Raw genomic sequence first — 22,864 nt, forward strand, 5'->3', positions numbered from 1 at the left:
TTTTAAGGACCCATAGATAATGGCTATTGAAATCAAAGCCCCGACATTCCCGGAATCGGTTGCCGATGGCACCATTGCCACTTGGCACAAGAAACCCGGCGAGGCTGTAAAACGTGACGAACTGATCGTCGACATCGAGACCGACAAAGTCGTTCTGGAAGTGTTGGCCGAAGCTGACGGCGTGCTGGGCGCGATCATCGCCAATGAAGGCGATACCGTCCTGTCCAACCAGGTACTGGGCTCGATCGAAGCGGGCAGCGCTGCTGCTGCTCCAGCCGCCGCACCGGCTGCTGCTTCTGCTCCAGCTGCTGCTCCGGCTGCTGGTGGCGAAGATCCAATCGCCGCACCGGCTGCTCGTCAATTGGCCGAAGAAAACGGCATTAACCTGGCTTCCATCAAAGGCACCGGCAAAGACGGCCGTGTGACCAAGGAAGACGTGGTTGCTGCAGTTGAAGCCAAGAAAAACGCTCCAGCAGCTGCACCTGCCAAGGCAGCAGCGCCTGCTGCCGCTGCTCCTGTGTTCGCCGCTGGCGACCGCACCGAGAAGCGCGTTCCGATGACCCGCGTGCGTGCCACCGTGGCCAAGCGCCTGGTTGAAGCCCAGTCGAACATGGCGATGCTGACCACCTTCAACGAAGTCGACATGACCGAAGTCATGGCCCTGCGTTCGAAGTACAAGGATCTGTTCGAGAAGAGCCACAACGGCGTGCGCCTGGGCTTCATGTCGTTCTTCGTGAAAGCGGCCACCGAAGCGCTGAAACGCTTCCCGGCAGTCAACGCTTCCATCGACGGTAGCGACATCGTTTACCATGGCTACGCAGACGTCGGCGTTGCCGTGTCCAGCGACCGTGGCCTGGTGGTTCCGGTTCTGCGTAACGCCGAGCTGATGAGCCTGGCTGAAATCGAAGGCGGCATCGCCGGCTTCGGCAAGAAAGCCCGTGACGGCAAGCTGACCATCGACGAGATGACCGGCGGTACCTTCACCATCACCAACGGTGGTACCTTCGGTTCGATGATGTCGACCCCGATCGTCAACCCGCCGCAAGCCGCGATCCTGGGCATGCACAACATCATCCAGCGTCCGATGGCCATCAACGGCCAAGTCGTGATCCGCCCAATGATGTACCTGGCGCTGTCTTACGATCACCGCCTGATCGATGGTAAAGAAGCCGTGACTTTCCTGGTGACCATCAAGAACCTGCTGGAAGACCCAGCTCGTCTGCTGCTGGATATCTGATAGAAGCAGCTGCCGGCCTCAAGTGACAGGCTGCCGGAAACGGCAGTCGGGCTTGGGGCTTGCGGCTTGAAAGCTTGCTGCTAAATAGAGGAACTATTTTCATGTCGCAGAAATTTGACGTTGTAGTGATTGGTGCAGGTCCTGGCGGCTATGTTGCCGCCATCAAGGCTGCACAACTGGGCCTCTCGACTGCTTGCATCGAAAAATACACCGACAAGGAAGGCAAACTGGCACTGGGCGGTACTTGCCTGAACGTTGGTTGCATTCCTTCCAAGGCGCTGCTGGACAGCTCCTGGAAATTCCACGAAGCGCAAAGCGGTTTTGCCATCCACGGCATCAACCACGCTGGCGTGACCATGGACGTACCCGCGATGGTCGGCCGTAAAGCCAACATCGTTAAAGGCCTCACCTCCGGCGTTGCGACCCTGTTCAAGGCCAACGGCGTAACTTCCCTGCAAGGTCACGGCAAACTGCTGGCCGGCAAGAAAGTTGAAATCACCAAGCCGGACGGTTCGGTAGAAATCATCGAAGCCGAAAACGTGATCCTGGCCCCAGGTTCGCGTCCAATCGACATTCCACCAGCACCTGTTGATCAGAACGTGATCGTTGATTCGACCGGCGCCCTGGAATTCCAGGCAGTTCCTAAGCGTCTGGGCGTGATCGGCGCTGGCGTGATCGGCCTGGAACTGGGTTCGGTCTGGTCCCGTCTGGGTTCCCAAGTCACTGTTCTCGAAGCCCTGGATACGTTCCTGCTGGCTGCTGACACCGCAGTGTCCAAAGAAGCGCTGAAAACCCTGACTAAACAAGGTCTGGACATCAAGCTGGGCGCTCGCGTGACCGGCTCGAAGGTTAACGGCGAAGAAGTCGTCGTGACCTACACTGACAAGGATGGCGAGCAGACCATTACTTTCGACAAGTTGATCGTAGCCGTTGGTCGCCGCCCAGTGACCACCGACCTGCTGGCTTCCGACTGCGGCGTGAACATCGACGAGCGTGGTTTCATCCACGTTGACGATCACTGCGCTACCACCGTTCCAGGCGTCTACGCCATTGGCGACGTGGTTCGCGGCATGATGCTGGCGCACAAGGCTTCCGAAGAAGGCATCATGGTTGTCGAGCGCATCAAGGGCCACAAAACCCAGATGAACTACGACCTGGTACCATCGGTTATCTACACCCACCCGGAAATTGCATGGGTTGGCAAGAACGAACAGCAGTTGAAAGCTGAAGGCGTTGAAGTTAACGTCGGCACCTTCCCGTTCGCTGCTTCTGGCCGTGCCATGGCAGCCAACGACACCGGTGGTTTTGTCAAAGTCATCGCTGATGCCAAGACTGACCGCGTATTGGGCGTCCATGTGATTGGCCCAGGCGCTGCAGAACTGGTCCAGCAGGGCGCAATCGGTATGGAATTCGGCACCAGTGCCGAGGACATCGGCATGATGGTTTTCTCCCATCCGACCCTGTCCGAAGCGTTGCACGAAGCCGCGCTGGCAGTGAATGGTCATGCCATTCACATCGCGAACAAGAAGAAGCGCTAAAACGAGATAATAAGAAACCACGGCGGCTGCCCGTCGTGAGCCTTGTGCGCAAGACTCACCGCGGAATGTCCGCTGGACGCAGTCTTGCGCAGCTTGACCGGGCTTAAGTCCGGCAAGTTGCGTAAGCAGCAGTCACAGGTGGCGCGGCACTCATAATGAGCGCAGCGCCGAATGCGCAGTACCTAACGAAGACGGTAAAAAGCATGAATCTTCACGAGTATCAGGGTAAGCAGCTGTTCGCTGAATACGGCCTGCCAGTATCCCAGGGCTACGCAGTAGACACCCCGGAAGCAGCAGCAGAAGCTTGCGATAAAATCGGCGGGACCGAATGGGTTGTAAAAGCCCAGGTTCACGCAGGTGGTCGCGGTAAAGCGGGCGGCGTTAAGCTGGTTCGCAGCAAAGAAGACGCCAAGGCCTTCGCACAACAGTGGCTGGGCAAGCGTCTGGTGACTTACCAGACTGATGCCAATGGCCAGCCAGTCACCAAGATCCTGGTTGAATCGTGCACTGATATCGCTAAAGAGCTGTACCTGGGCGCTGTCGTTGACCGTTCGAGCCGTCGCATCGTGTTCATGGCTTCCACCGAAGGTGGCGTGGACATCGAGAAGATCGCTCACGACACTCCAGAAAAAATTCTCAAAGCCACCATCGACCCACTGGTTGGCGCTCAGCCATTCCAGGGGCGCGAGCTGGCTTTCCAGCTGGGCCTGGAAGGCAAGCAAGTTGCCCAGTTTGCCAAGATCTTCGTAGGTCTGGCCAAACTGTTCCAGGATCACGATCTGGCCCTGCTGGAAGTGAACCCGCTGGTGATCAAGGCTGACGGCGATCTGCATTGCCTCGACGCCAAGATCAACATCGACGCCAACGCCATGTACCGTCAGCCTAAGCTGAAGACTTTCCACGATCCGTCGCAAGACGATCCGCGCGAAGCGCACGCTGCCAAGTTCGAACTGAACTACGTAGCCCTGGAAGGTAACATCGGCTGCATGGTCAACGGTGCTGGCCTGGCCATGGGTACCATGGACATCGTCAATCTGCATGGCGGCAAACCAGCCAACTTCCTCGACGTGGGCGGTGGTGCTACCAAAGAACGCGTAACCGAAGCCTTCAAGATCATCCTGTCCGACTCCAACGTCGCTGCAGTACTGGTCAACATCTTCGGCGGCATCGTTCGTTGCGACATGATTGCCGAAGGCATCATCGGTGCAGTGAAAGAAGTCGGCGTGAAAATCCCGGTGGTTGTTCGCCTTGAAGGTAACAACGCTGAACTGGGCGCTAAAGTACTGGCAGAAAGCGGTTTGAACATCATCGCGGCTACCAGCCTGACCGACGCTGCTCAACAAGTTGTTAAAGCTGCGGAGGGCAAATAATGAGCGTCCTGATCAATAAAGACACCAAAGTTATCTGCCAGGGTATTACCGGTTCGCAAGGTAGTTTCCACACCCAGCAAGCCATCGAATACGGCACCAAGATGGTGGGTGGTGTAACTCCGGGCAAAGGCGGCACCGAGCACCTGGGCCTGCCCGTGTTCAACACCGTGAAAGACGCAGTCGCTGCCACTGGCGCCACCGCCAGCGTGATCTACGTTCCAGCTCCTTTCTGCAAGGACTCGATCCTGGAAGCGGCATTCGGCGGCATCAAGCTGATCGTGTGCATCACCGAAGGCATTCCTACCCTGGATATGCTGGACGCCAAGGTCAAGTGCGACGAGCTGGGCGTGGTCCTGATCGGCCCTAACTGCCCAGGCGTGATCACTCCAGGCGAATGCAAGATCGGCATCATGCCCGGTCACATTCACTTGCCAGGTAAAGTCGGTATCGTTTCCCGTTCCGGCACCCTGACCTACGAAGCTGTGAAGCAGACCACTGACGCCGGTTTCGGTCAGTCGACTTGCGTCGGCATCGGCGGTGACCCGATCCCAGGCTCGAACTTCATCGACATCCTGAAGTTGTTCCAGGAAGACCCGAAGACCGAAGCGATCGTCATGATCGGTGAGATCGGCGGGTCGGCTGAAGAAGAAGCGGCTGCCTACATCAAGGCACACGTGACCAAGCCGGTTGTTTCCTACATTGCTGGTGTGACTGCCCCTGCTGGCAAGCGCATGGGCCATGCTGGCGCAATCATTTCTGGCGGCAAGGGCACTGCAGACGAGAAGTTTGCTGCCCTGGAAGACGCAGGCGTGAAAACCGTGCGTTCGCTGGCAGACATCGGCAAGGCTCTGTCCGAGCTGACCGGTTGGGCTGTCAAGTAAGCCTCGCGCTTAACTGACGCTTCACCAGGCAAAGGCCACCTTCGGGTGGCCTTTGTGCATTCTGGGCGGCCCATTTATTGAAATGTACTCGGTTCCATGTGGGAGGGGCTTGCTCCCGATAGCGGTTCAGTCACATCAGCAGTGACTGAGCCTCCGCTATCGGGAGCAAGCCCCTCCCACATTTTTATCTGTATTGCCAAATTAAGTATGAAAACACGACATTCGGATGTCGCTTATCGGACAGTCCGCCCTGCAACAGTGCGTTTATCGGCCAAATTCTGTACCCTTGCCGCCTCTTTAAAGCGCCCGCATCCCAAAAGGAAGCCGCGCGCTAGGCCGGTTGGTGCCCATAAGGGCCGACAGCATTTCCCTCATCCATAGGGAAGCCCTCTCTAAATTCCGATTCAGTAGTGTGGTATTTCCTCAAATGAAAGTGTTGAAAAGCCAGGACATCCTGGCGTTGGGCTTTATGACCTTTGCCCTGTTCGTGGGCGCCGGCAACATCATCTTCCCGCCGATCGTTGGTTTGCAGTCCGGGCCCCATGTCTGGATGGCGGCGTTGGGTTTCCTGATCACCGCAGTCGGGCTACCGGTGGTCACGGTAATCGCCCTGGCCAAGGTCGGCGGCGGTATGGATGCGTTGAGCAGCCCGATCGGCAAGATCGCCGGTGGCGTGCTGGCGGCGGCCGCGTATCTGGCGGTAGGGCCGCTGTTCGCCACCCCGCGTACCGCGACCGTGTCCTTTGAAGTGGGCCTGGCGCCGTTGACCGGCGAAAGCCCGCTGGCCCTGTTCCTCTACAGCGCTGTGTACTTTCTGGTGGTGTTTTTCGTCTCCCTGTACCCCGGCCGCCTGCTGGACACCGTGGGCCGTTTCCTGGCACCGCTGAAAATTCTCGCGCTGTCCATCCTCGGCATCGCCGCGTTTGCCTTGCCGGCCGGTGAAGTGGGGGTTGCCACCCCGGAATACGTGGCTGCGCCGTTCTCCCAAGGCTTTATCAATGGTTACCTGACCATGGATACCCTGGGCGCGCTGGTGTTCGGCATCGTGATCGTCAACGCGATCCGTTCCCGTGGGGTCGAATCGCCTAAGCTGATCACCCGTTACGCGATCATTGCCGGGTTGATCGCCGGCGTCGGCTTGGCGCTGGTGTACATCAGCCTGTTCCGCCTTGGGGCGGGCAGCCATGAAGTCGCTGCCGGTGCCGCCAATGGCGCCGCTGTTCTGCATGCCTACGTGCAACACACCTTTGGCTCTCTGGGCAGCGGTTTCCTGGCTGTGCTGATCTCCCTGGCCTGCCTGGTCACCGCCGTCGGCCTGACCTGTGCCTGCGCCGAATACTTCAGCCGAATCCTGCCGCTGTCCTACAAGACCCTGGTGGTGATCCTGGCGCTGTTCTCGCTGTTCGTGTCCAACCTGGGCCTGACCAAGCTGATCGCGTTCTCGATCCCGGTGCTCACCGCAATCTACCCGCCGTGCATCGTGCTGGTGGCTTTGAGCTTCTGCAAAGACTTCTGGCAGGAGCAAAGCCGTATCGTTGGCCCGGTGATGCTGGTTTCGTTCATCTTTGGCTGCATCGATGCGCTCAAGGGCGCCGGGCTGGCGGGTTGGATGCCGTCGCAATTGGCTAACCTGCCGTTGAGCGAGCAGGGCCTGGCGTGGCTGGTGCCATCGGTGATGATCCTGGTGGTTGCTGTGGTGGTGGACCGGATGCTCGGCAAGCGCAGCGAAGCCATCGCGTAACGCACGCTTCACGTTGTACCGAAATGCCCCGTATCAATCGATATGGGGCATTTTTTTGCGTGACGGGCAGTGTCTTTTCCAGTGGGCTAACGTCGAAGGGGTAACGAAAAGCTCCAGCCAGCTCCCACAGTTTCCCTCTACTGTGTATAAGGACCCGCATGCCGTTTATCGAAGCCAACCTGATCCACCTGCTTGCCGCACTCTGGTTTGTTATCTGTTGGGGCGGCTACACCCGTTACGCGACCTGGAAAGCCCGCGACACCGCCTGCCTGGCCAGTGTGCTGCACCTGTATCGCGAAGACTGGATGCGTCGCATGCTGCTGCGCGACAACCGCATCGCCGACGCCAGCGTGATCGGCAACCTGGAGCGTAACGCCTCGTTCTTCGCTTCGAGCACCTTGATCATCCTTGCCGGCATTCTCACGGTGCTGGGGGCGTCCGAGCGAGCCGTGTCGTTGTTGGCGGACATCCCCATGGTGCAGCAGGCGTCCCAGGGCATGTCGGAGATCAAGCTGCTATGCCTGGCGCTGGCGTTTGTCTACGCGTTCTTCACGTTCAGTTGGTGCATGCGCCAGTACAACTTCGCGGCCGTGCTGGTGGGGTCGGCGCCGATGATCGGTGAGCGGCACGTGTCGGAGCAGGAGCGCAAGGCGTTTGCCCTGCGGGCGGCGCGGGTCATTTCGATGGCGGCCAACCAGTTCAACTTTGGCCTGCGCGCTTATTACTTCGGCATGACCATGCTGGCGTGGTTTGTCAGCCCCTGGCTGTTCATGTTGATGAGTGCCGGGGTGGTATTGGTGCTGTATCGCCGGGAGTTTCATTCCGACGTACTGCAAGTGATGGTGTATACGCAGACCGACACGCCGCTGCCGGACCTGGCGAAAGAACCGCTGGTATAGAACGCTGCGGGTTTTGGCCGACTTATCGCGCCTCGCCCAAGGGCTAAATACCTCAGGCAAAGTAAAGCCCGCTATCTAAGCGGGCTTTCTTTTTGCAGCCAAGCTATTTCAAGCCCCGGTATCAAGAACCGGTTGCTGGGGTAGCCGGTGCTGCTTCTTGTGTTGCGGCTTTGTTCGATTCGGCCTGAGCTTTGGCAGCATCGGCGTTTTCTTTCGCAGCGTCGTTCACTTTATCTTGTGCTTTCGCCATATCTTTCTGAGCTTGCTCAGAATGCGCGGCAGCATCTTGGGCTTTGTCTTCGGATTTTTTATCGCAGGCAGCCAGACCGAGGGCGGCGGCCAACATCATGGAAATAGCTAAAGTCTTGCGCATGGGTGTTTCTCCTTAGTGAAGATATCTACTGGCCTTTCGAGCATATGGGGCCAGCATTAGTTCCTTTTATCCCACAGATATATAAAGCATTTTTCCAAGGAACTTTCCCCGACGGTCCATACTCCGCCGGACCCACACTCATAAGAGTCTGAACCGAATGACCGAAAATTCCTTGTTGGAGCGTGCCAAACGCTTTATTTCGGCTCTGCGCCATTGCCAGGTGCTGGGCATTACCGTTCATCACGCCTGCGAGGAGGGGATCACCCTGGTCCTGCCCTACGGCCCGACGATCGTTGGCGACCCCCAGACGGGTGTCATCCATGGTGGCGCGTTGACTTCATTGATGGACACCGCCTGCGGCATGGCCACCCTATGTGTGTTGCCGGAGTTCGAGGTGTGCCCGACCCTGGACCTGCGCATCGACTACATGCATCCCGCCGAACCGCACAAGCCGGTATATGGCTTCGCCCAGTGTTACCGCGTGACCAGCGACGTGATTTTTACCCGTGGTTTCGCTTACCAGGACGACCCGCAACAACCCGTCGCTCACGCGGTGGGCACGTTCATGCGCATGGGCAAGCGCCTCAAGGGCACGCAAGGGTTGGGCAGCACGATCAAGGGAGAGCAGGCATGACTCACTCATTCAAGACGCGTCTGGAGCAGGCCCATGAGTGCGGCAACTATGAGGCGCTGCTCGACCTGATCCCCTATGCCAAGCTGATCGGCATCGAATGCACGCGGATAGGCGATGAGCTGCTGTTCCGCCTGCCGGCCAACAAGGACAACATTGGTAACCCGATATTGCCGGCGCTGCACGGCGGCGTGATTGCAGGCTTTATGGAACTCTGCGCCGCGTTGCACCTGCTGGTGTTCACCGGCGCTCCGGGCTTGCCGAAAATCATCGACTTTTCTCTCGATTACCTGCGTGCCGGCCAGTTTCGCGACACATACGCCAAATGCCAGGTCTGGCGCCAAGGTCGACGGGTGGCAAATGTGGCGATCACCGCCTGGCAAACCACTGCGGCCGAACCCATTGCCACCGCCCGCGCGCATTTCAAGATCGAGGAAGTGCCCCGCCCTTGAAATTCTGGTCTTAGCCCCCAACTTTGATGACAACCCGCCGCCAACCCTCTCGGGCGCGGCCACTGCCATCCAATTGGAGTTTGATGACCATGAGTGTGGAAACTCAAAAGGAAACCCTGGGCTTCCAGACCGAGGTGAAGCAACTGCTGCACCTCATGATCCATTCGCTGTATTCCAACAAGGAAATTTTCCTTCGCGAATTGATCTCGAACGCCTCTGACGCTGTCGACAAATTACGCTTCGAAGCCCTGTCCAAGCCGGAGTTGCTGGAAGGCGGCGCAGAACTCAAAATCCGCGTGAGCTTCGACAAAGACGCCAAGACCGTTACCCTCGAAGACAACGGTATCGGCATGAGCCGTGACGATGCGATCACCCACCTGGGGACCATCGCTAAATCCGGCACCGCCGACTTCATGAAGCACCTTTCGGGTGACCAGAAGAAAGATTCGCACCTGATTGGCCAGTTCGGTGTGGGCTTCTACTCGGCCTTCATCGTCGCCGACAAGGTTGAAGTGTTCAGCCGCCGCGCGGGCCTCGCTGCCAGTGAAGGTGTGCATTGGTCTTCGAAAGGCGAGGGCGAGTTTGAAATTGCCACCGTCGAAAAGGCTGATCGTGGTACGCGTATCGTGCTGCACCTCAAGGCCGCTGAAGATGAATTCGCCGATGGCTGGCGCCTGCGCAATATCATCAAGAAGTACTCCGACCATATCGCCCTGCCGATCGAGCTGCCGAAAGAGCAAGCAGCCGCCGAAGGCGAAGAAGCGCCGGCCGTTGAGTGGGAAACCGTCAACCGTGCCAGCGCCCTGTGGACCCGTCCGCGTACCGAGATCAAGGACGAGGAATACCAGGAGTTCTACAAGCACATCGGGCACGATTACGAAAACCCGCTGAGCTGGAGCCACAACAAGGTCGAAGGCAAGCTGGAATACAGCTCGCTGCTCTACGTACCGGCCCGCGCTCCGTTCGACCTGTACCAGCGCGAAGCGCCAAAGGGTCTGAAGCTCTACGTGCAGCGCGTGTTCGTGATGGACCAGGCGGAATCGTTCCTGCCGCTGTACCTGCGCTTTATCAAAGGCGTGGTCGACTCCAACGACCTGTCGCTGAACGTATCGCGGGAAATCCTGCAGAAAGACCCGATCATCGACTCCATGAAGTCGGCGCTGACCAAGCGCGTTCTCGACATGCTGGAAAAACTGGCGAAGAACGAGCCTGAGCAATACAAAGGCTTCTGGAAAAACTTCGGCCAGGTCATGAAAGAAGGCCCGGCTGAAGATTTCGCCAACAAGGAAAAAATCGCTGGCCTGCTGCGCTTTGCGTCCACCCTGGGCGAAGACGGCGAGCAGGTGGTGTCCCTGGCCGAGTACCTGGCACGCGCCAAGGAAGGTCAGGATAAGATCTACTACCTGACCGGCGAAACCTACGCTCAGGTCAAGAACAGCCCGCACCTGGAAGTCTTCCGCAAGAAAGGCATCGAAGTGCTGCTGCTGACTGACCGTATCGATGAGTGGCTGATGAGCTACCTCAGCGAATTCGACGGCAAGACCTTCGTCGACGTGGCTCGTGGTGACTTGGACCTGGGCAACCTGGATTCCGAAGAAGACAAAAAAGCCGCTGAAGAAGTGGCCAAGTCTAAGGAAGGCCTGGTTGAGCGGATCAAGGCGTCCCTGGGCGATGCCGTCAGCGAAGTGCGGGTTTCCCACCGTCTGACCGACTCCCCGGCGATCCTGGCCATTGGCGAGCAGGACCTGGGCATGCAGATGCGTCAGATCCTCGAAGCCAGCGGGCAGAAGGTGCCGGACTCCAAGCCGATCTTCGAATTCAACCCGGCTCACCCGCTGATCGAGAAACTCGACGGCGAACAGAGCGAAGAGCGTTTTGGCGACCTGTCGCACATCCTCTTCGATCAGGCGGCCCTGGCCGCTGGTGACAGCTTGAAAGACCCGGCCGCCTATGTGCGCCGACTGAACAAGCTGTTGGTTGAACTGTCAGTTTAAACCCGTTGTAGAAAAACCCGCTTCGGCGGGTTTTTTCGTTCTTGTGCACCTTAACTGGAGTAAATGATGAGCCAAGTCACTGTGCGTTCCGTGGTCTATCAGATTGATGGCCAGTCCTATGAAAGCCGCCTGGCCTTCGATGCCAGCCAAACCGGCCCGCTACCGGGCCTGCTGATGGCGCCGAACTGGATGGGGGTGAGTGCAGGTGCCGAAGAGATCGCCAAGAGCGTCGCCAGTAAAGGCTACGTGGTACTGATCGCCGACCTGTACGGGCAAACCGTGCGCCCGTCGAATAACGATGAAGCCGCTGCGGCAATGATGCCGTTGAAGAACGACCGTCCCTTGTTGAACACGCGCATGCAGGCGGCCTTTGAGCAACTGCAAGGCCAGACCGAAGCTGCGGTGGACACGTCCAAATTGGCCACCTTCGGTTTCTGCTTTGGCGGTTGCTGCTCGCTGGAGCTGGCGCGCACCGGCGCACCGTTGAAGGCGGCGGTTTCGTTCCACGGCAGCCTCGACACGCCAAACCCGGCGGATGCGAAGAACATCAAGGGTTCAGTGTTGGTGTTGCATGGCGCCTCCGACCCGCTGGTGCCGAAAGAGCAACTGCCGGCGTTCGAAGATGAGATGAACGCGGCCGTTGTGGATTGGCAGCTGCTGAGCTATGGCGGTGCGGTGCATTCCTTCACCGACCCGCATGCCAATGTGCCAGGCATGATGATGTACGACGCGAAGACCGCTGCGCGGGCGTTCCAGTCGATGCATAACTTGTTGGATGAAGTGTTCAAGGGCTAAGTCTCTAGCGTCTGTCCTGGCCTCATCGTGAGCAAGCCCACTTCCACATTTAACCGCGTTATGCGGTCGAATGTGGGAGCGGGCTTGCTCGCGAATGCTATCTCACAGGCAACTCAATTCTTTCGGTTTCACCGGGCACCGTCGGCCAATCCGCCGCCGCCCAACGCTGCCTGGCCTGCTCGATCACGGCCGGATCGCTCGCCACAAAATTCCAGTTGATCCGGCGTGGCCCATCCAGCGGCGCGCCGCCGAACACCATCAGGTGACAATCGGTCTCGGCAGACAGAGTCATCTCCTGTCCGCTCGGCAGCACCACCAGGCTGTGTACCTCAAGTGGTTCACCGTCCAACTGCACGTCACCCTCCAGCACGTACACCGCGCGTTCCTCATGCTCGTCGGGGATCAGCAGGGTGGTGGCCGTCTGCATCTGCACGTTGGCATACAGCGTGGGCGACAGGACCGGCACCGGTGATTTGAGGCAGAAGCCATTGCCCGCGATCAGGCGGATCTGCACGCCCAGGTTGTCACTGGCCGGCAAGCTAGCCGCCGGATGGTGGCTGTAGTGCCCAGGCCCGGTCTCGTGGTCCTTGGGTGAGGCGAGCCACACTTGCAGCCCATGCAGGCTGAACCCCTTGGCCTTGAGTGCCTCGGGCGTACGTTCGACGTGGGCAATCGCGCTGCCGGCAGTCATCCAGCTCACGTCGCCGGTCTCCACCAACTGGTCCGAACCGAGGCTGTCCTTGTGCTGCAAGGCGCCTTCAAACAGGTAGGTGAGGGTCGACAGGCCGATATGCGGGTGCTGGCGGATATTCATACCGCTGCCCGGCGCATAGCGGGTCGGCAGCATATGGTCGAAAAACACGAACGGCCCGACGCTGCGACATTCCCGCGATGGCAGCGGGCGCAGGATGGGCTGGCCTTCGACATCTTCGAGGCGAGGGCGGATCACGGTGAGGGTGGTCATGGTGCGTCCCAGTCTGAGCGGGTTGGATAGCCCAGAGCATAACCCGCTCGACCAGAGGTTGCCGCTACTGGCTGAAGGCACCTTCCGCCAATTTTGTCTCGATGCTCACCTCGGCGGTGGTCATCAGTTTGTGTATCGGGCAACGGTCGGCGATGCGGTGCAGTTCGTCGCGTTGCTGATCGGTGAGCACGCCCTTGAGCGTCAGTTTGACGTTGAGCACGTACTTGCCCTTTTGCTCTTCGCTGTCGTCGTGGGTGACTTCCACGGTTACGCCGGTCAGCGGGATGCCCTTTTTCTGCGCATACAGCTTCAGGGTCAGGGCCTTGCATGACGCCAGGGCCGCATCGAAATAGCCATGGGGCGAGGGGGCGGAGTCGTCACCGCCGAGGCTTTTGGGCAGGTCGGTGAACAACTCGTGGTTATCGATGTTGAGGCTGTGGCGGAAGTTGTCGGCATTCAGGGTGTTGACGGTAACAGGCATGGCGAACCTCACAAGCGTGGCAGGAAGAAAGTCATGCAGTTATAGAACATGCTGGCACTCAGGCGTTCCAGGATTTTTTCCAGGAAGCTGCGGGCATGATTCCCAGCATTCGCGAGCTTCAGGCGCTCGCGCAGAACGAGCAGGAAATCATTCAGGTCAAAAACAGCCTGCAGCATCGTGCTGTCGCTGGGGCGGTCGCTGAGAGCCGCCCAGAACGTCGTCGGTGGCGATCTGGCCGGCGAGATCAGCCCGAGTGGCCGGGATGAGGCGGCGCGTCTACAACAAGCGCTCAAGGGCATGCAGGAAAACCTTCGCGATACCCTGCGGCGCATTTCCGAATCATCCAGCCCGCTCGCGTCGGCCCCCGAAGAGCTCAGTTGCGTGATCGAAGACGCCACCCGCGGGTTGCACCGGCAGCGCCAGTAAATCGAACAGATGATCGGCGGGATTCAGCAAAAATCCATAAAAAAACCCCGAACCAGTCGGGGCTTTTTCATGTGATCAACCTGCGGGGCTTACTTGCCCTGCCAGCGTTTCAGCACCAGGGTGGCGTTAGTGCCACCGAAGCCGAAGCTGTTGCTCATCACGGTGTCGATTTTTACGTTTTCAACGGTCTTGGTCAGGATCGGCATATCGGCGACGACCGGATCGATCTCTTCGATATTAGCCGAGCCAGCCATGAAGTTGCCTTCCATCATCAGCAGGCAGTAGATCGTTTCGTGAACGCCTGCGGCCCCCAGGGAGTGACCGGACAGGCTCTTGGTGGAGCTGATGGCGGGTGCCTTGTCGCCGAATACCGCGCGCACGCCTTCCATTTCCTTGGCGTCGCCGACCGGAGTCGAGGTGCCGTGGGTGTTTATGTAGTCGATCGGGGTATCCACGGTGGACATGGCCATCTGCATGCAGCGGATGGCGCCTTCACCGCTTGGCGCAACCATGTCGTAGCCGTCGGAAGTGGCGCCGTAGCCGACGATTTCCGCGTAGATCTTCGCGCCACGGGCCAAGGCGTGTTCCAGCTCCTCGACCACCACCATGCCGCCGCCGCCGGCGATGACGAAACCGTCACGCTTGGCGTCGTAGGCGCGGGAGGCCTTTTCCGGGGTGTCGTTGTACTGGGTGGACAGGGCGCCCATGGCGTCGAACAGGAACGACTGGCTCCAATGTTCTTCTTCACCACCGCCGGCGAACACGATGTCCTGCTTGCCCAGCTGGATCTGCTCAACTGCGTTACCGATGCAGTGAGCACTGGTGGCGCAGGCAGAGGAGATCGAGTAGTTCACGCCCTTGATCTGGAACGGCGTGGCCAGGCAGGCGGAAACGGTGCTGCCCATGGTCCGCGTGACACGGTACGGGCCAACGCGCTTCACGCCTTTCTCGCGCAGGATGTCCAGCGCTTCCATCTGGTTCAGGGTGGACGCGCCGCCGGAGCCGGCGATCAGGCCGGTACGCACGTTCGAGACCTGATCGTGGCTCAGGCCGGAATCGGTGATGGCGTCCTTCATGGCCAAGTAGGCGTAGGCGGCAGCGTGGCCGACGAAGCGGTAGATCTTGCGATCTATCAATTCTTCGAGGGGCAGGTCGATGGAGCCGGAAACCTGGCTACGCAGACCCATTTCGGCATATTCCGGGTTGAAGCGGATGCCAGGGCGACTTGCACGCAGGTTAGCGGTGACGGTCTCTTTGTCATTGCCCAGGCAAGAAACGATGCCCAGACCAGTGATAACGACGCGGCGCATGCGGATAACCCTTAAAAGTTTTCAGTGGAAGTGAATACGCCGACCCGAAGGCCTTCGGCAGTATAGATCTCGCGACCGTCGACAGTCACCGAACCGTCGGCGATGGCCAGGTTCAGCTTGCCCTTGAGGACGCGCTTGATTTGAATGTTGTAGGTGACTTTCTTGGCGCTTGGCAGAACCTGGCCAAAAAACTTCACTTCGCCCGAACCCAGGGCGCGACCGCGGCCGGGCAAGCCTTGCCAGCCGAGGTAGAAGCCGACCAGTTGCCACATGGCGTCGAGGCCCAGGCAGCCCGGCATGACAGGGTCACCTTCAAAATGGCAGGCAAAGAACCACAGGTCCGGAGTGATATCCAGCTCGGCGACCAATTCACCTTTGCCGTACTTGCCACCCTCTTCGCTGATATGGGTGATGCGATCCACCATCAGCATGTTCGGGGCGGGCAGTTGCGCGTTACCTGGGCCGAACAGCTCACCGCGACTGCAGCGCAGCAGGTCTTCCCGAGTAAAGGCGTTTTGTTTGGTCATGCGAGCTCCTCAATAATCCCATGCGGCAGGGTAGGGCAAATCTTCCCGATACCGACGACGCGTTCATGCCTCATATCGGCAGCCTACACATAGACTATTGCGTTGTAGTGAAAGTCACAGCGTCAAGGCACTCAATGTACACTTGTTCACTGAAATTATAAACCGGGCCTGTTTAGCGGTCCGTTCGGGTGCCTAAGACTGCCGCACTTTCGTCTTTCACGCCAGTCGCAGTTGGCTAATGGCGCGGCGCTATTGCACCCAGCGCTGCAGGATTTGCTGCAAATCCGTGCGTTTGAACGGCTTGGCCAGGTAATCGTTCATTCCGGCGGCCAGGCAGAGTTCGCGATCGCCCTGCAAGGCGTTGGCGGTGAGGGCGATGATCGGCAGGTCGGCGCAGCCCGGCAGGTGGCGAATCTGCCGGGTGGCTTCGTAGCCGTCGATCAGCGGTAACCGGCAGTCCATCAGGATCGCAGTGAAAATCAGGCTCTCGGCGCTGCGGATCGCCTCGGCGCCGTCGGTGGCCAGGCTCACTTCAAAACCCAGGCTGCGCAGCATGGCTTCGACCACGGTACGGTTGACCGGGTTGTCTTCCACCAGCAACACATGCCGGCCATTGCCCGCGCTGGCTTTGCCTTCGGCGTTGGCGGCAATGGCCGGCACGCTGTGCTGGTCGATGGCCAGCGGGATTTCCAGGGTGAACTCCGAACCACGGCCTTCTTCGCTCTGCGCGCGCAGGGTGCCGCCCATGCGTTCGGCCAGGGTCCGGGCGATGGGCAGGCCCAGGCCGGTGCCGCCGTAACGTCTTGAAATGGAACTGTCGGCCTGCTGGAAGGCATCGAACATCCGTTCCAGGCGCTCGGCGGAAATGCCAATGCCGCTGTCGCGCACGGTGCAGGTGAACCACACCAGTTCAGGGTCGAGGGGTTGCCAATGGGGCTCGACGCTGACGCTGCCGTGTTCGGTAAACTTGAGCGCGTTGCCGATCAGGTTCACCAGAATCTGGCGGATACGCGTCGGGTCGCCCTTCACGCGCAACGTGTCCAGGCCCTGCGGGATCGGTAATTCGAGGCTCAGCCCGCGCTGCTGGGCGCTGTGCTGGAAGGCCTGGGCGCAGCTGTTGATCAGGTCCGCGAGGTTGAACGGAATGTGTTCCAGCTCCAGGGCCGCGCGTTCGATGCGCGAGAAGTCGAGGATGTCATTGATGACCTTGAGTAAATGTTCCGTGGACTCGGAGGCCAGCGCCGCATATTCGGTCTGCTCTTCGGTCATCTCGGTGGTTTCCAGCAGTTGCAGCATGCCCAGCACACCGTTCATCGGCGTGCGCAACTCGTGGCTCATCATCGCCAGGAAATCCGACTTGGCGTTGTTCGCCCGCTCGGCTTCCTCGCGGGTCTGGATCAACTGGGCCATAGCCTGCTGCTGTTCGCGGCTGGCCTGGTTGAGGCCTTCGGCAAGGTTGTTGATGTGTCGCGAGAGGTCGCCGAGCTCTGAGTCATCGACAATCGGCAGCGGGGTCTTGTAGTCGCCTTGCTGGATCGCCTTGACCGCATGGCCCATGGCGCTGATCGGCTGCGACAGGCTGGCGGCCAGGCGCCGCGCGAGCAGGAAGGTAAACAGCAGGGCGAACAGCGCGAGCACGCCGGCCTTGAACAGAATCTCCTGCTGGCGCTGGCTGAAGGCATCGTTGGACATGCCGACGATCACCCGGCCCAGGTAGTCGGCACGCGGCGCCTTGGGTTCGTTGAGGTTGTCCTGGAAAAAGTCATTGCCCAGTTGGATATGTTGCAGGCGGATCGGTGCCTGGAACACTTTGACCGACAGCGAACGGTCGTGATTTTCCGAGGGTTGCTCGACGTACACCAGGATGTTCTCGGCGCTGTCCTGAATCTCCAGAAAACGCACATGGGGCGTGGCCAGCGTCGCGCGCAGCAGGCTGTCGAGCACGTCGTTGTTGCCGGAGATCACCCCATATTCGGTGGCCGGTGCCAATTGGTTGGCGATCAGTTGGCCGGTGTGGTCCAGTTCCTGGCGCAGGTCCTGGATGCGCACGAAGGTGAAGAAACTGATCAATAGCAGTGTCAGTAACAGTGCCGGGCCCAGGGTGATGAGCTGGGTGCGGGTGTTGATGTCCCAACGACGACGCAAGGTCATGGGCGTTTTTCTCCTTCGGCCAGGCGGGCGGCGACGTTGGCTTCGTCGACCTGTTCGATGCCCAGTGAGCGTGCGACTTGCGGGTTGCCCATGACTTTGAACTGTTCCGGGTACAACGTGCGCGCCCAGCCGGTTGGCGGGTGATCGAGCAGGCGGTCGAGCACGGCCAGCCAGTCGGTCTGGTCGCTGTAGGTGCTGGCTAGGCTGCCGGCCTTGACGAACCCGGCATTGGGCCCCACCAGCGGCAGTTGCCGGGCGTAACTGCTCAGCAGCAGGTTCTTCGCGGTTTTCGGGTTGTATAGCTGTGGGTCGTCAAGGCCGAGCAGCACATCGCTGTTTCTGAACAAATGCAGCAGTGGGCGGCTGTCGTTAATGTCGTCCCAGCGTTGGGGCACGATCTCCAGGCCCATCGGCGCGGCGTACTGGCGCAACTCGCGGAGCAGGAATTCACTGTCGGCGCCGTAGAGCACGCCGATGCGCCTGGCCTGGGGCAGGATTGTGGCGATTAGCCGCAGTTGGCGTTCCAGCGGCGGATCACTCCACAACAGGCTGATTTTGGCCGGTATGCCCTGGCCCAGGCGCTGGCGGGCCTGCAGGCGGCTGATGCGCAACACCAGGGTCGACGGGCCCTGGGCATCCTGCAGGCGCCAGTCGAGGCTGGGCAGGTCCAACAGGATCAGGCGCGTACCGGCGGGTAATTGGCTTGGCGCGGGTAGGTCAGTGAGCGGCGTGAACGTCACGTGGTCGTCGGGGCGCTGCAGGGCAAGCGCCTGGACGAACGCCTGCACCCCGGCGCCGTCTTCGGCGGCGGTCAGCAGGATATCGGCGCTCCAGGCCGGTATGCTTAGCAGCAGGCACAGCAGCAGCAGGCCGCGCTGCCAGCGTCTGGGGGGAGAGAGGAGGGGCATCCGTGACTGATCGCCCATGTCAGAACTCTAACTCCGCGCTGAAGTAGAGCACTTGGCGATGGTCGTAGTTGTTGTCGGCCCAGGTGGTGGGCTGGTCATCCAGGCGTTGTTGCAACATGCCGGCCAGCTCCACGTTGGCTTTGCCCAAGGCGATGCGCTTGGCGACCCGCAGGTCGACCCGTTCGAAGCGATAGCGGTTAAGGGCGTCGTCGCCATAGTAGAACAAGGCGCTAGACCAGCCGTGCCCCCATTCGCGCAACCAGCCGGCCGAACCGCTGTTGCGTGCGGTTTGCGCCTTGTCCAGCGGGTTGCTGGAGCTGGCGTCGACGTAAGCATAGGTCAGCCGCAGGCGGTCGGCGTTGCTCATGCGCCAGTCGAATTGGGATTCCGCGCCGGTAAAGCGCGAGCTGTTGGCGTTGCTGGCAATGTACTGATTATTGCGCAGCGGCGAGCTGATCATGTCGGTGATTTCGTCGTAGAACAGTTTCACGTCCATGTTCAGCCCGATGTCGGCAAAAAAGCCGTTATAGCCCAATTCGCGGGATTTCATCAGCTCTTTATCGAGGTTGCCCGGGCCGCGTGTCGCCACGAAGTACTGTCCGGAATTTTGTCCGTAGGCCGGCGAGCTGAGGTTGGTGACGCGGTAGCTCCAGTTGACGTTGTTCTCGAACATGTCCGGCGAGCGGATCGCTTCGGAGTACACCGCGCGCAGGCCGTGGCGCGGGTTGATCAGGTAGTTGACCGCCACCCGCGGCGTCAGCGAGTTGCCGCTCAGGTGGGTGTCTTCGTACATGGTGCCGCCCTGCAGCAACCAATGCTCGCTGGCGCGCCATTCAAGCTGGCCGAACAGGCGCCAGGTGGTGTCATTCTGGGTGCCGTTGAAATAGGTGTCGGAGTCGGCGCGGTCATAGCGATAGTTCATACCGCTGACCAGGCGCAGGCTGTCGGACAGGCTCAGGGTGTCCTGGACCTCCAGGTCGTAGCGGCTTTCGCGGGTGCTTTGGTCGATGTCACCGCACACGCTCTGGCTGGCGCCGTTGCGCCATTGGTCCAGTACTTGGTTGCCCAGTGCTTGTTCGTCGACACTGCCGGGGGGCGCAACACCTTGGCTGTAGGTGTCCATGTGTCGGGCCAATCGTTCGGCGTAATTGGGGTTGAGCTGCCACAGTCGGGTCAGTTCCGGGCTGAACGACACCTTGGCATCACAGGCTTTCCAGATCTGCCGGCGGTCCCATTGCTGGGCGGAGCCCTGGATATACAGGCTGTGTTCGGGATTGAAATCGAAATTCCAACGCAGGGAACCGGCATAGTCCTTGGCGGCAACGTCGGAATTGTTGCCGCCTTCGGTAACCCCCGCGAATATTGGCACGTAGGTATAAGGACGCTGATTGGTCCCTTCCTTGGCATTCAGTTGCCAGTCGATGCTTTGTTGCGCGTTCAGCGTCTGGCTCACCGCCAGACTGAAGCGGTTGAGACGCCGACCGTCACGGCGGTCGGCGCCCACCGCGTTGCTGTCAAAGCCATCGTCCTGCTGCCCGGACATGGACAGGCGCAGGTCGCCGGTTTCCCAGCCCACGCCCTGGCTGGCATAGAAATCATTGATCCCGCGTTCGCCGCGTACCACTTTTATCCTTGAACCGTGGCTGTTAGCCGGTGAGCGCGTGAGGATATTCACCACCGCCATCAACGCGTTGGCGCCGTAGCTGACGGTGTTGGGCCCGCGGAACACTTCGATCCGCTCGATGTCTTCCATGGCCACTGGAATATCGCTCCAGTCCACCGTGGCCAGGCCCGCGCGGTAAACCGAGCGGCCATCGATCAAAACCTGCATGCGTCGCGCATCACTGGCACTGGTGCCGTGGTAGTTCACCGCCGCCTGATTGCCGCTGGTGTAGCCGACCATCATGCCCGGCACCAGCCGCAGCAGCTCGGCGATGTCCCGTGCACCGCTGGCCTTGATCAGTTCGCTGTCGATCACGGTCATGCTGCCGGGTACGGCGGCGGCCGATTGTTTCAGGCGTGTGGCGGTCAGCACCTGCGGCAGCGGTTGGTTGTCAAGGAACAGGTCGTCGGCAAGCACCGCGCCGCTGCACAGCAACATCAACCACAGAGATGAACGGGGAGGAGGGCCCAAATACACGACACGGCCTTGATAATTACGAATAGCCGACCATGTTAACCGAGGCTGGGCCATTTGCCAGTCGTCGCCTTTGCAATTCCCCCGCGCCGATATGGCATTTTCCGACAGGCGTGTGAATTGATACGGGGGCTGGCCGCAAGCGGGGGGCTCCGTATAATGCTGCCATCGCCACTGGTATGGATTAACGGATTGCATATGACTGAACAGCGCCCTATTGCGGTCCTGGGAGGCGGAAGTTTTGGTACCGCCGTGGCTAACCTGCTGGCTGAGAACGGTCATCCGGTGCGCCAGTGGATGCGCGATCCCGAACAGGCCGAGGCCATTCGCGTCCATCGAGAAAATCCGCGCTACCTTAAAGGCATCAAGATTCATCCGGCGGTTGAGCCGGTCACCGACTTGCAGGCGACCTTGGAGGCCTGCGAGCTGTGTTTCGTCGCGCTGCCTTCCAGTGCCTTGCGCTCGGTGCTCGCACCCCACGCCGAACGCCTGGCGGGCAAGCTGCTGGTCAGTTTGACCAAGGGCATCGAGGCGCACACCTTCAAGCTTATGAGCGAAATCCTCGCAGAGATCGCCCCACAGGCGCGCATTGGCGTGCTGTCCGGGCCGAATCTGGCGCGGGAAGTGGCCGAACATGCGCTGACCGCCACCGTGATCGCCAGTGAAGACGAAGCACTGTGCGAGCGGGTCCAGGCCGTGCTGCATGGGCGTACCTTTCGCGTGTACGCCAGTGGCGATCGCTTCGGCGTCGAGCTGGGCGGTGCGCTGAAAAACGTCTACGCGATCATTGCCGGCATGGCAGTGGCGTTGGGCATGGGCGAGAACACCAAGAGCATGCTGATCACCCGCGCCCTGGCGGAAATGACCCGCTTCGCGGTGAGCCAGGGCGCCAACCCTATGACCTTCCTGGGGCTGGCGGGCGTGGGCGACCTGATCGTCACCTGCTCGTCGCCGAAAAGCCGCAACTATCAGGTCGGTTTTGCCCTCGGCCAGGGCTTGAGCCTGGAAGACGCGGTGACGCGCCTGGGCGAAGTGGCCGAGGGGGTCAATACCCTCAAGGTGCTCAAAGCCAAGTCCCAGGAAGCGGGTGTGTACATGCCGCTGGTCGCCGGGCTGCATGCGATCCTGTTTGAAGGGCGCACCCTGAACCAGGTCATCGAATTGCTGATGCGCGCCGAGCCGAAAACCGATGTCGACTTTATTTCCACCAGTGGTTTCAACTGAGGAACGCGTCATGAACGATCCGAAAGCAGCCCCCAAGTACGAGTCCATTGTCCTGCGCATCCTGTGGATGCTGGTGTTTGCCCTGGTGTGGCAAGTGGCGCAGTTCCTGCTCGGTGCGCTGGTGGTGGTGCAACTGATTTACCGGCTGGTCTACGGCGCGCCGAACCTGGGCCTGATGAATGTTGGCGACAGCCTGAGCCAGTTCCTCGCGCAGATCGGCCGCTTCGGCAGCTTTCACACTGAGCAAAAGCCTTGGCCATTCGCTGACTGGCCGACGCCGCGTGCGCCGGAAGGCGAAGCCGCCCACAGCGTGCCGCCGGCACCGCACCCGGTACGTGATGAAGAGCCAAAACTGTGAAACTGTGGATTTTGCGCCACGGCGAAGCCGAAGGGCACGCACGCACCGATGCTGAGCGCAAGCTGACCGAGCAGGGCCGGGCCGAAGTCTTGCGCAGCGCGGCGCACCTGATCGGCCAGCCCATCAGTGCGATCATTGCCAGCCCGTATGTACGGGCGCAGCAGACCGCGCACCTGGTGCGTGAGGCGCTGGGCTTCGCGCCGGACATCCGCACCGTGCCCTGGCTGACGCCGGACTGCAATCCGCAGCAGGTGCTGGAAAAACTCGACACGGATGACAATGTGCTGCTGGTCAGCCATCAGCCGCTGGTCGGCAGCCTGATCAGCTTTTTGCAGCATGGCCATCAGCGTCAGCCGTCGCCGATGTACACCGCCAGCCTGGCGGAGTTGGAGGGGGAATTCCCGCTGGCGGGGCTGATGAGCCTGGTCAGCGTGAAGCATCCGTAGGCTCTTTCGCTGCTTTGTGTG

The 22,864-nt window shown here is 60.1% G+C and carries 21 protein-coding genes and 1 pseudogene; 14 read left to right on the top strand and 8 right to left on the bottom strand.

Annotation, left to right across the window (positions count from 1 at the left end):
- Positions 1–19: 19 nt before the first annotated feature.
- The 6 genes from odhB to P3S72_RS10320 all read left to right on the top strand — a co-directional run bounded on the left by odhB (position 20) and on the right by P3S72_RS10320 (position 7,666).
- Positions 20–1,237, top strand: a complete 1,218-nt coding sequence (gene odhB / locus P3S72_RS10295) for a 2-oxoglutarate dehydrogenase complex dihydrolipoyllysine-residue succinyltransferase (RefSeq protein WP_276197234.1) — start codon at positions 20–22, stop codon at positions 1,235–1,237.
- Between the two features lie 101 nt (positions 1,238–1,338).
- Positions 1,339–2,775 (top strand): dihydrolipoyl dehydrogenase, encoded by a 1,437-nt coding sequence (lpdA, locus tag P3S72_RS10300; protein WP_276197235.1) that lies wholly within the window; start codon positions 1,339–1,341, stop codon positions 2,773–2,775.
- 203 nt (positions 2,776–2,978) lie between these two features.
- On the top strand, positions 2,979–4,145 hold the full coding sequence (sucC, locus tag P3S72_RS10305; protein WP_017846770.1) for an ADP-forming succinate--CoA ligase subunit beta: 1,167 nt from the start codon (positions 2,979–2,981) through the stop codon (positions 4,143–4,145).
- Positions 4,145–5,026 carry a succinate--CoA ligase subunit alpha gene (gene sucD / locus P3S72_RS10310; protein ID WP_003210566.1) on the top strand — a complete coding sequence of 294 codons (882 nt, stop codon included), beginning with the start codon at positions 4,145–4,147 and terminating at the stop codon, positions 5,024–5,026. Before sucC ends, sucD begins: the two co-directional genes overlap by 1 nt.
- Positions 5,027–5,453: 427 nt before the next feature.
- The gene (brnQ, locus tag P3S72_RS10315; protein WP_276197236.1) at positions 5,454–6,767 is read left to right on the top strand and encodes a branched-chain amino acid transport system II carrier protein; all 1,314 of its coding nucleotides are present in this window, start codon (positions 5,454–5,456) and stop codon (positions 6,765–6,767) included.
- A gap of 158 nt (positions 6,768–6,925) precedes the next feature.
- Positions 6,926–7,666, top strand: a complete 741-nt coding sequence (locus tag P3S72_RS10320; protein ID WP_276197237.1) for a DUF599 family protein — start codon at positions 6,926–6,928, stop codon at positions 7,664–7,666.
- Positions 7,667–7,787: 121 nt separating this feature from the next.
- Here the strand turns inward: P3S72_RS10320 and P3S72_RS10325 are convergent, their stop codons facing one another.
- A complete protein-coding gene (locus tag P3S72_RS10325) occupies positions 7,788–8,039 on the bottom strand; it encodes a hypothetical protein (RefSeq protein WP_247396461.1) in 252 nt (83 codons plus the stop codon).
- A gap of 157 nt (positions 8,040–8,196) precedes the next feature.
- Between P3S72_RS10325 and P3S72_RS10330 the strand changes: the two genes are divergently transcribed.
- The 4 genes from P3S72_RS10330 to P3S72_RS10345 all read left to right on the top strand — a co-directional run bounded on the left by P3S72_RS10330 (position 8,197) and on the right by P3S72_RS10345 (position 11,911).
- Positions 8,197–8,673, top strand: a complete 477-nt coding sequence (locus tag P3S72_RS10330) for a PaaI family thioesterase (RefSeq protein WP_276197238.1) — start codon at positions 8,197–8,199, stop codon at positions 8,671–8,673.
- Positions 8,670–9,122, top strand: a complete 453-nt coding sequence (locus tag P3S72_RS10335; protein WP_276197239.1) for a PaaI family thioesterase — start codon at positions 8,670–8,672, stop codon at positions 9,120–9,122. Before P3S72_RS10330 ends, P3S72_RS10335 begins: the two co-directional genes overlap by 4 nt.
- An 89-nt stretch (positions 9,123–9,211) precedes the next feature.
- On the top strand, positions 9,212–11,116 hold the full coding sequence (gene htpG / locus P3S72_RS10340; protein WP_276197240.1) for a molecular chaperone HtpG: 1,905 nt from the start codon (positions 9,212–9,214) through the stop codon (positions 11,114–11,116).
- Between the two features lie 66 nt (positions 11,117–11,182).
- Positions 11,183–11,911, top strand: coding sequence for a dienelactone hydrolase family protein (locus tag P3S72_RS10345; protein ID WP_276197241.1), 729 nt, complete (start codon positions 11,183–11,185; stop codon positions 11,909–11,911).
- Positions 11,912–12,008: 97 nt separating this feature from the next.
- On the opposite strand, the gene P3S72_RS10350 is transcribed toward P3S72_RS10345, so the two are convergent.
- Together P3S72_RS10350 and P3S72_RS10355 are read right to left on the bottom strand one after the other, a co-directional pair.
- Positions 12,009–12,875, bottom strand: coding sequence for a pirin family protein (locus P3S72_RS10350; protein WP_276197242.1), 867 nt, complete (start codon positions 12,873–12,875; stop codon positions 12,009–12,011).
- A 64-nt stretch (positions 12,876–12,939) separates the two neighbouring features.
- Positions 12,940–13,356 (bottom strand): OsmC family protein, encoded by a 417-nt coding sequence (locus P3S72_RS10355; RefSeq protein ID WP_276197243.1) that lies wholly within the window; start codon positions 13,354–13,356, stop codon positions 12,940–12,942.
- A 171-nt stretch (positions 13,357–13,527) separates the two neighbouring features.
- On the opposite strand from P3S72_RS10355, the pseudogene P3S72_RS10360 reads away from it, so the two are divergent.
- Positions 13,528–13,779 (top strand): annotated as a pseudogene (locus tag P3S72_RS10360) (methyl-accepting chemotaxis protein); the annotation flags it as partial.
- A gap of 92 nt (positions 13,780–13,871) precedes the next feature.
- On the opposite strand, the gene fabB reads toward P3S72_RS10360, so the two are convergent.
- From fabB to P3S72_RS10385, 5 genes are all read right to left on the bottom strand, one after another.
- Positions 13,872–15,092 (bottom strand): beta-ketoacyl-ACP synthase I, encoded by a 1,221-nt coding sequence (fabB, locus tag P3S72_RS10365; protein ID WP_276197244.1) that lies wholly within the window; start codon positions 15,090–15,092, stop codon positions 13,872–13,874.
- An 11-nt stretch (positions 15,093–15,103) separates the two neighbouring features.
- On the bottom strand, positions 15,104–15,619 hold the full coding sequence (gene fabA / locus P3S72_RS10370; protein ID WP_247396474.1) for a 3-hydroxyacyl-[acyl-carrier-protein] dehydratase FabA: 516 nt from the start codon (positions 15,617–15,619) through the stop codon (positions 15,104–15,106).
- A 249-nt stretch (positions 15,620–15,868) separates the two neighbouring features.
- Complete coding sequence (locus tag P3S72_RS10375) at positions 15,869–17,770, bottom strand: ATP-binding protein (RefSeq protein WP_276197245.1); 1,902 nt, start codon at positions 17,768–17,770, stop codon at positions 15,869–15,871.
- Complete coding sequence (locus tag P3S72_RS10380; protein WP_276197246.1) at positions 17,767–18,696, bottom strand: ABC transporter substrate binding protein; 930 nt, start codon at positions 18,694–18,696, stop codon at positions 17,767–17,769. The genes P3S72_RS10375 and P3S72_RS10380 overlap by 4 nt, the downstream gene beginning before the upstream one ends.
- Position 18,697: 1 nt before the next feature.
- Positions 18,698–20,818, bottom strand: a complete 2,121-nt coding sequence (locus P3S72_RS10385; protein ID WP_346429964.1) for a TonB-dependent receptor — start codon at positions 20,816–20,818, stop codon at positions 18,698–18,700.
- Between the two features lie 195 nt (positions 20,819–21,013).
- Here P3S72_RS10385 and P3S72_RS10390 point away from each other — a divergent pair, with 195 nt between their 5' ends.
- From P3S72_RS10390 to sixA, 3 genes are read left to right on the top strand one after another with little or no spacing between them, the layout of a single operon-like run.
- Positions 21,014–22,039 (top strand): NAD(P)H-dependent glycerol-3-phosphate dehydrogenase, encoded by a 1,026-nt coding sequence (locus P3S72_RS10390; protein WP_276197248.1) that lies wholly within the window; start codon positions 21,014–21,016, stop codon positions 22,037–22,039.
- 10 nt (positions 22,040–22,049) lie between these two features.
- Positions 22,050–22,397, top strand: a complete 348-nt coding sequence (locus P3S72_RS10395) for a DUF4389 domain-containing protein (protein ID WP_276197249.1) — start codon at positions 22,050–22,052, stop codon at positions 22,395–22,397.
- A complete protein-coding gene (sixA, locus tag P3S72_RS10400) occupies positions 22,394–22,843 on the top strand; it encodes a phosphohistidine phosphatase SixA (protein ID WP_276197250.1) in 450 nt (149 codons plus the stop codon). The genes P3S72_RS10395 and sixA overlap by 4 nt, the downstream gene beginning before the upstream one ends.
- Positions 22,844–22,864: the final 21 nt, after the last annotated feature.

Source organism: Pseudomonas sp. D3 (genome assembly GCF_029320995.1).
GTDB lineage: Bacteria > Pseudomonadota > Gammaproteobacteria > Pseudomonadales > Pseudomonadaceae > Aquipseudomonas > Aquipseudomonas paraveronii.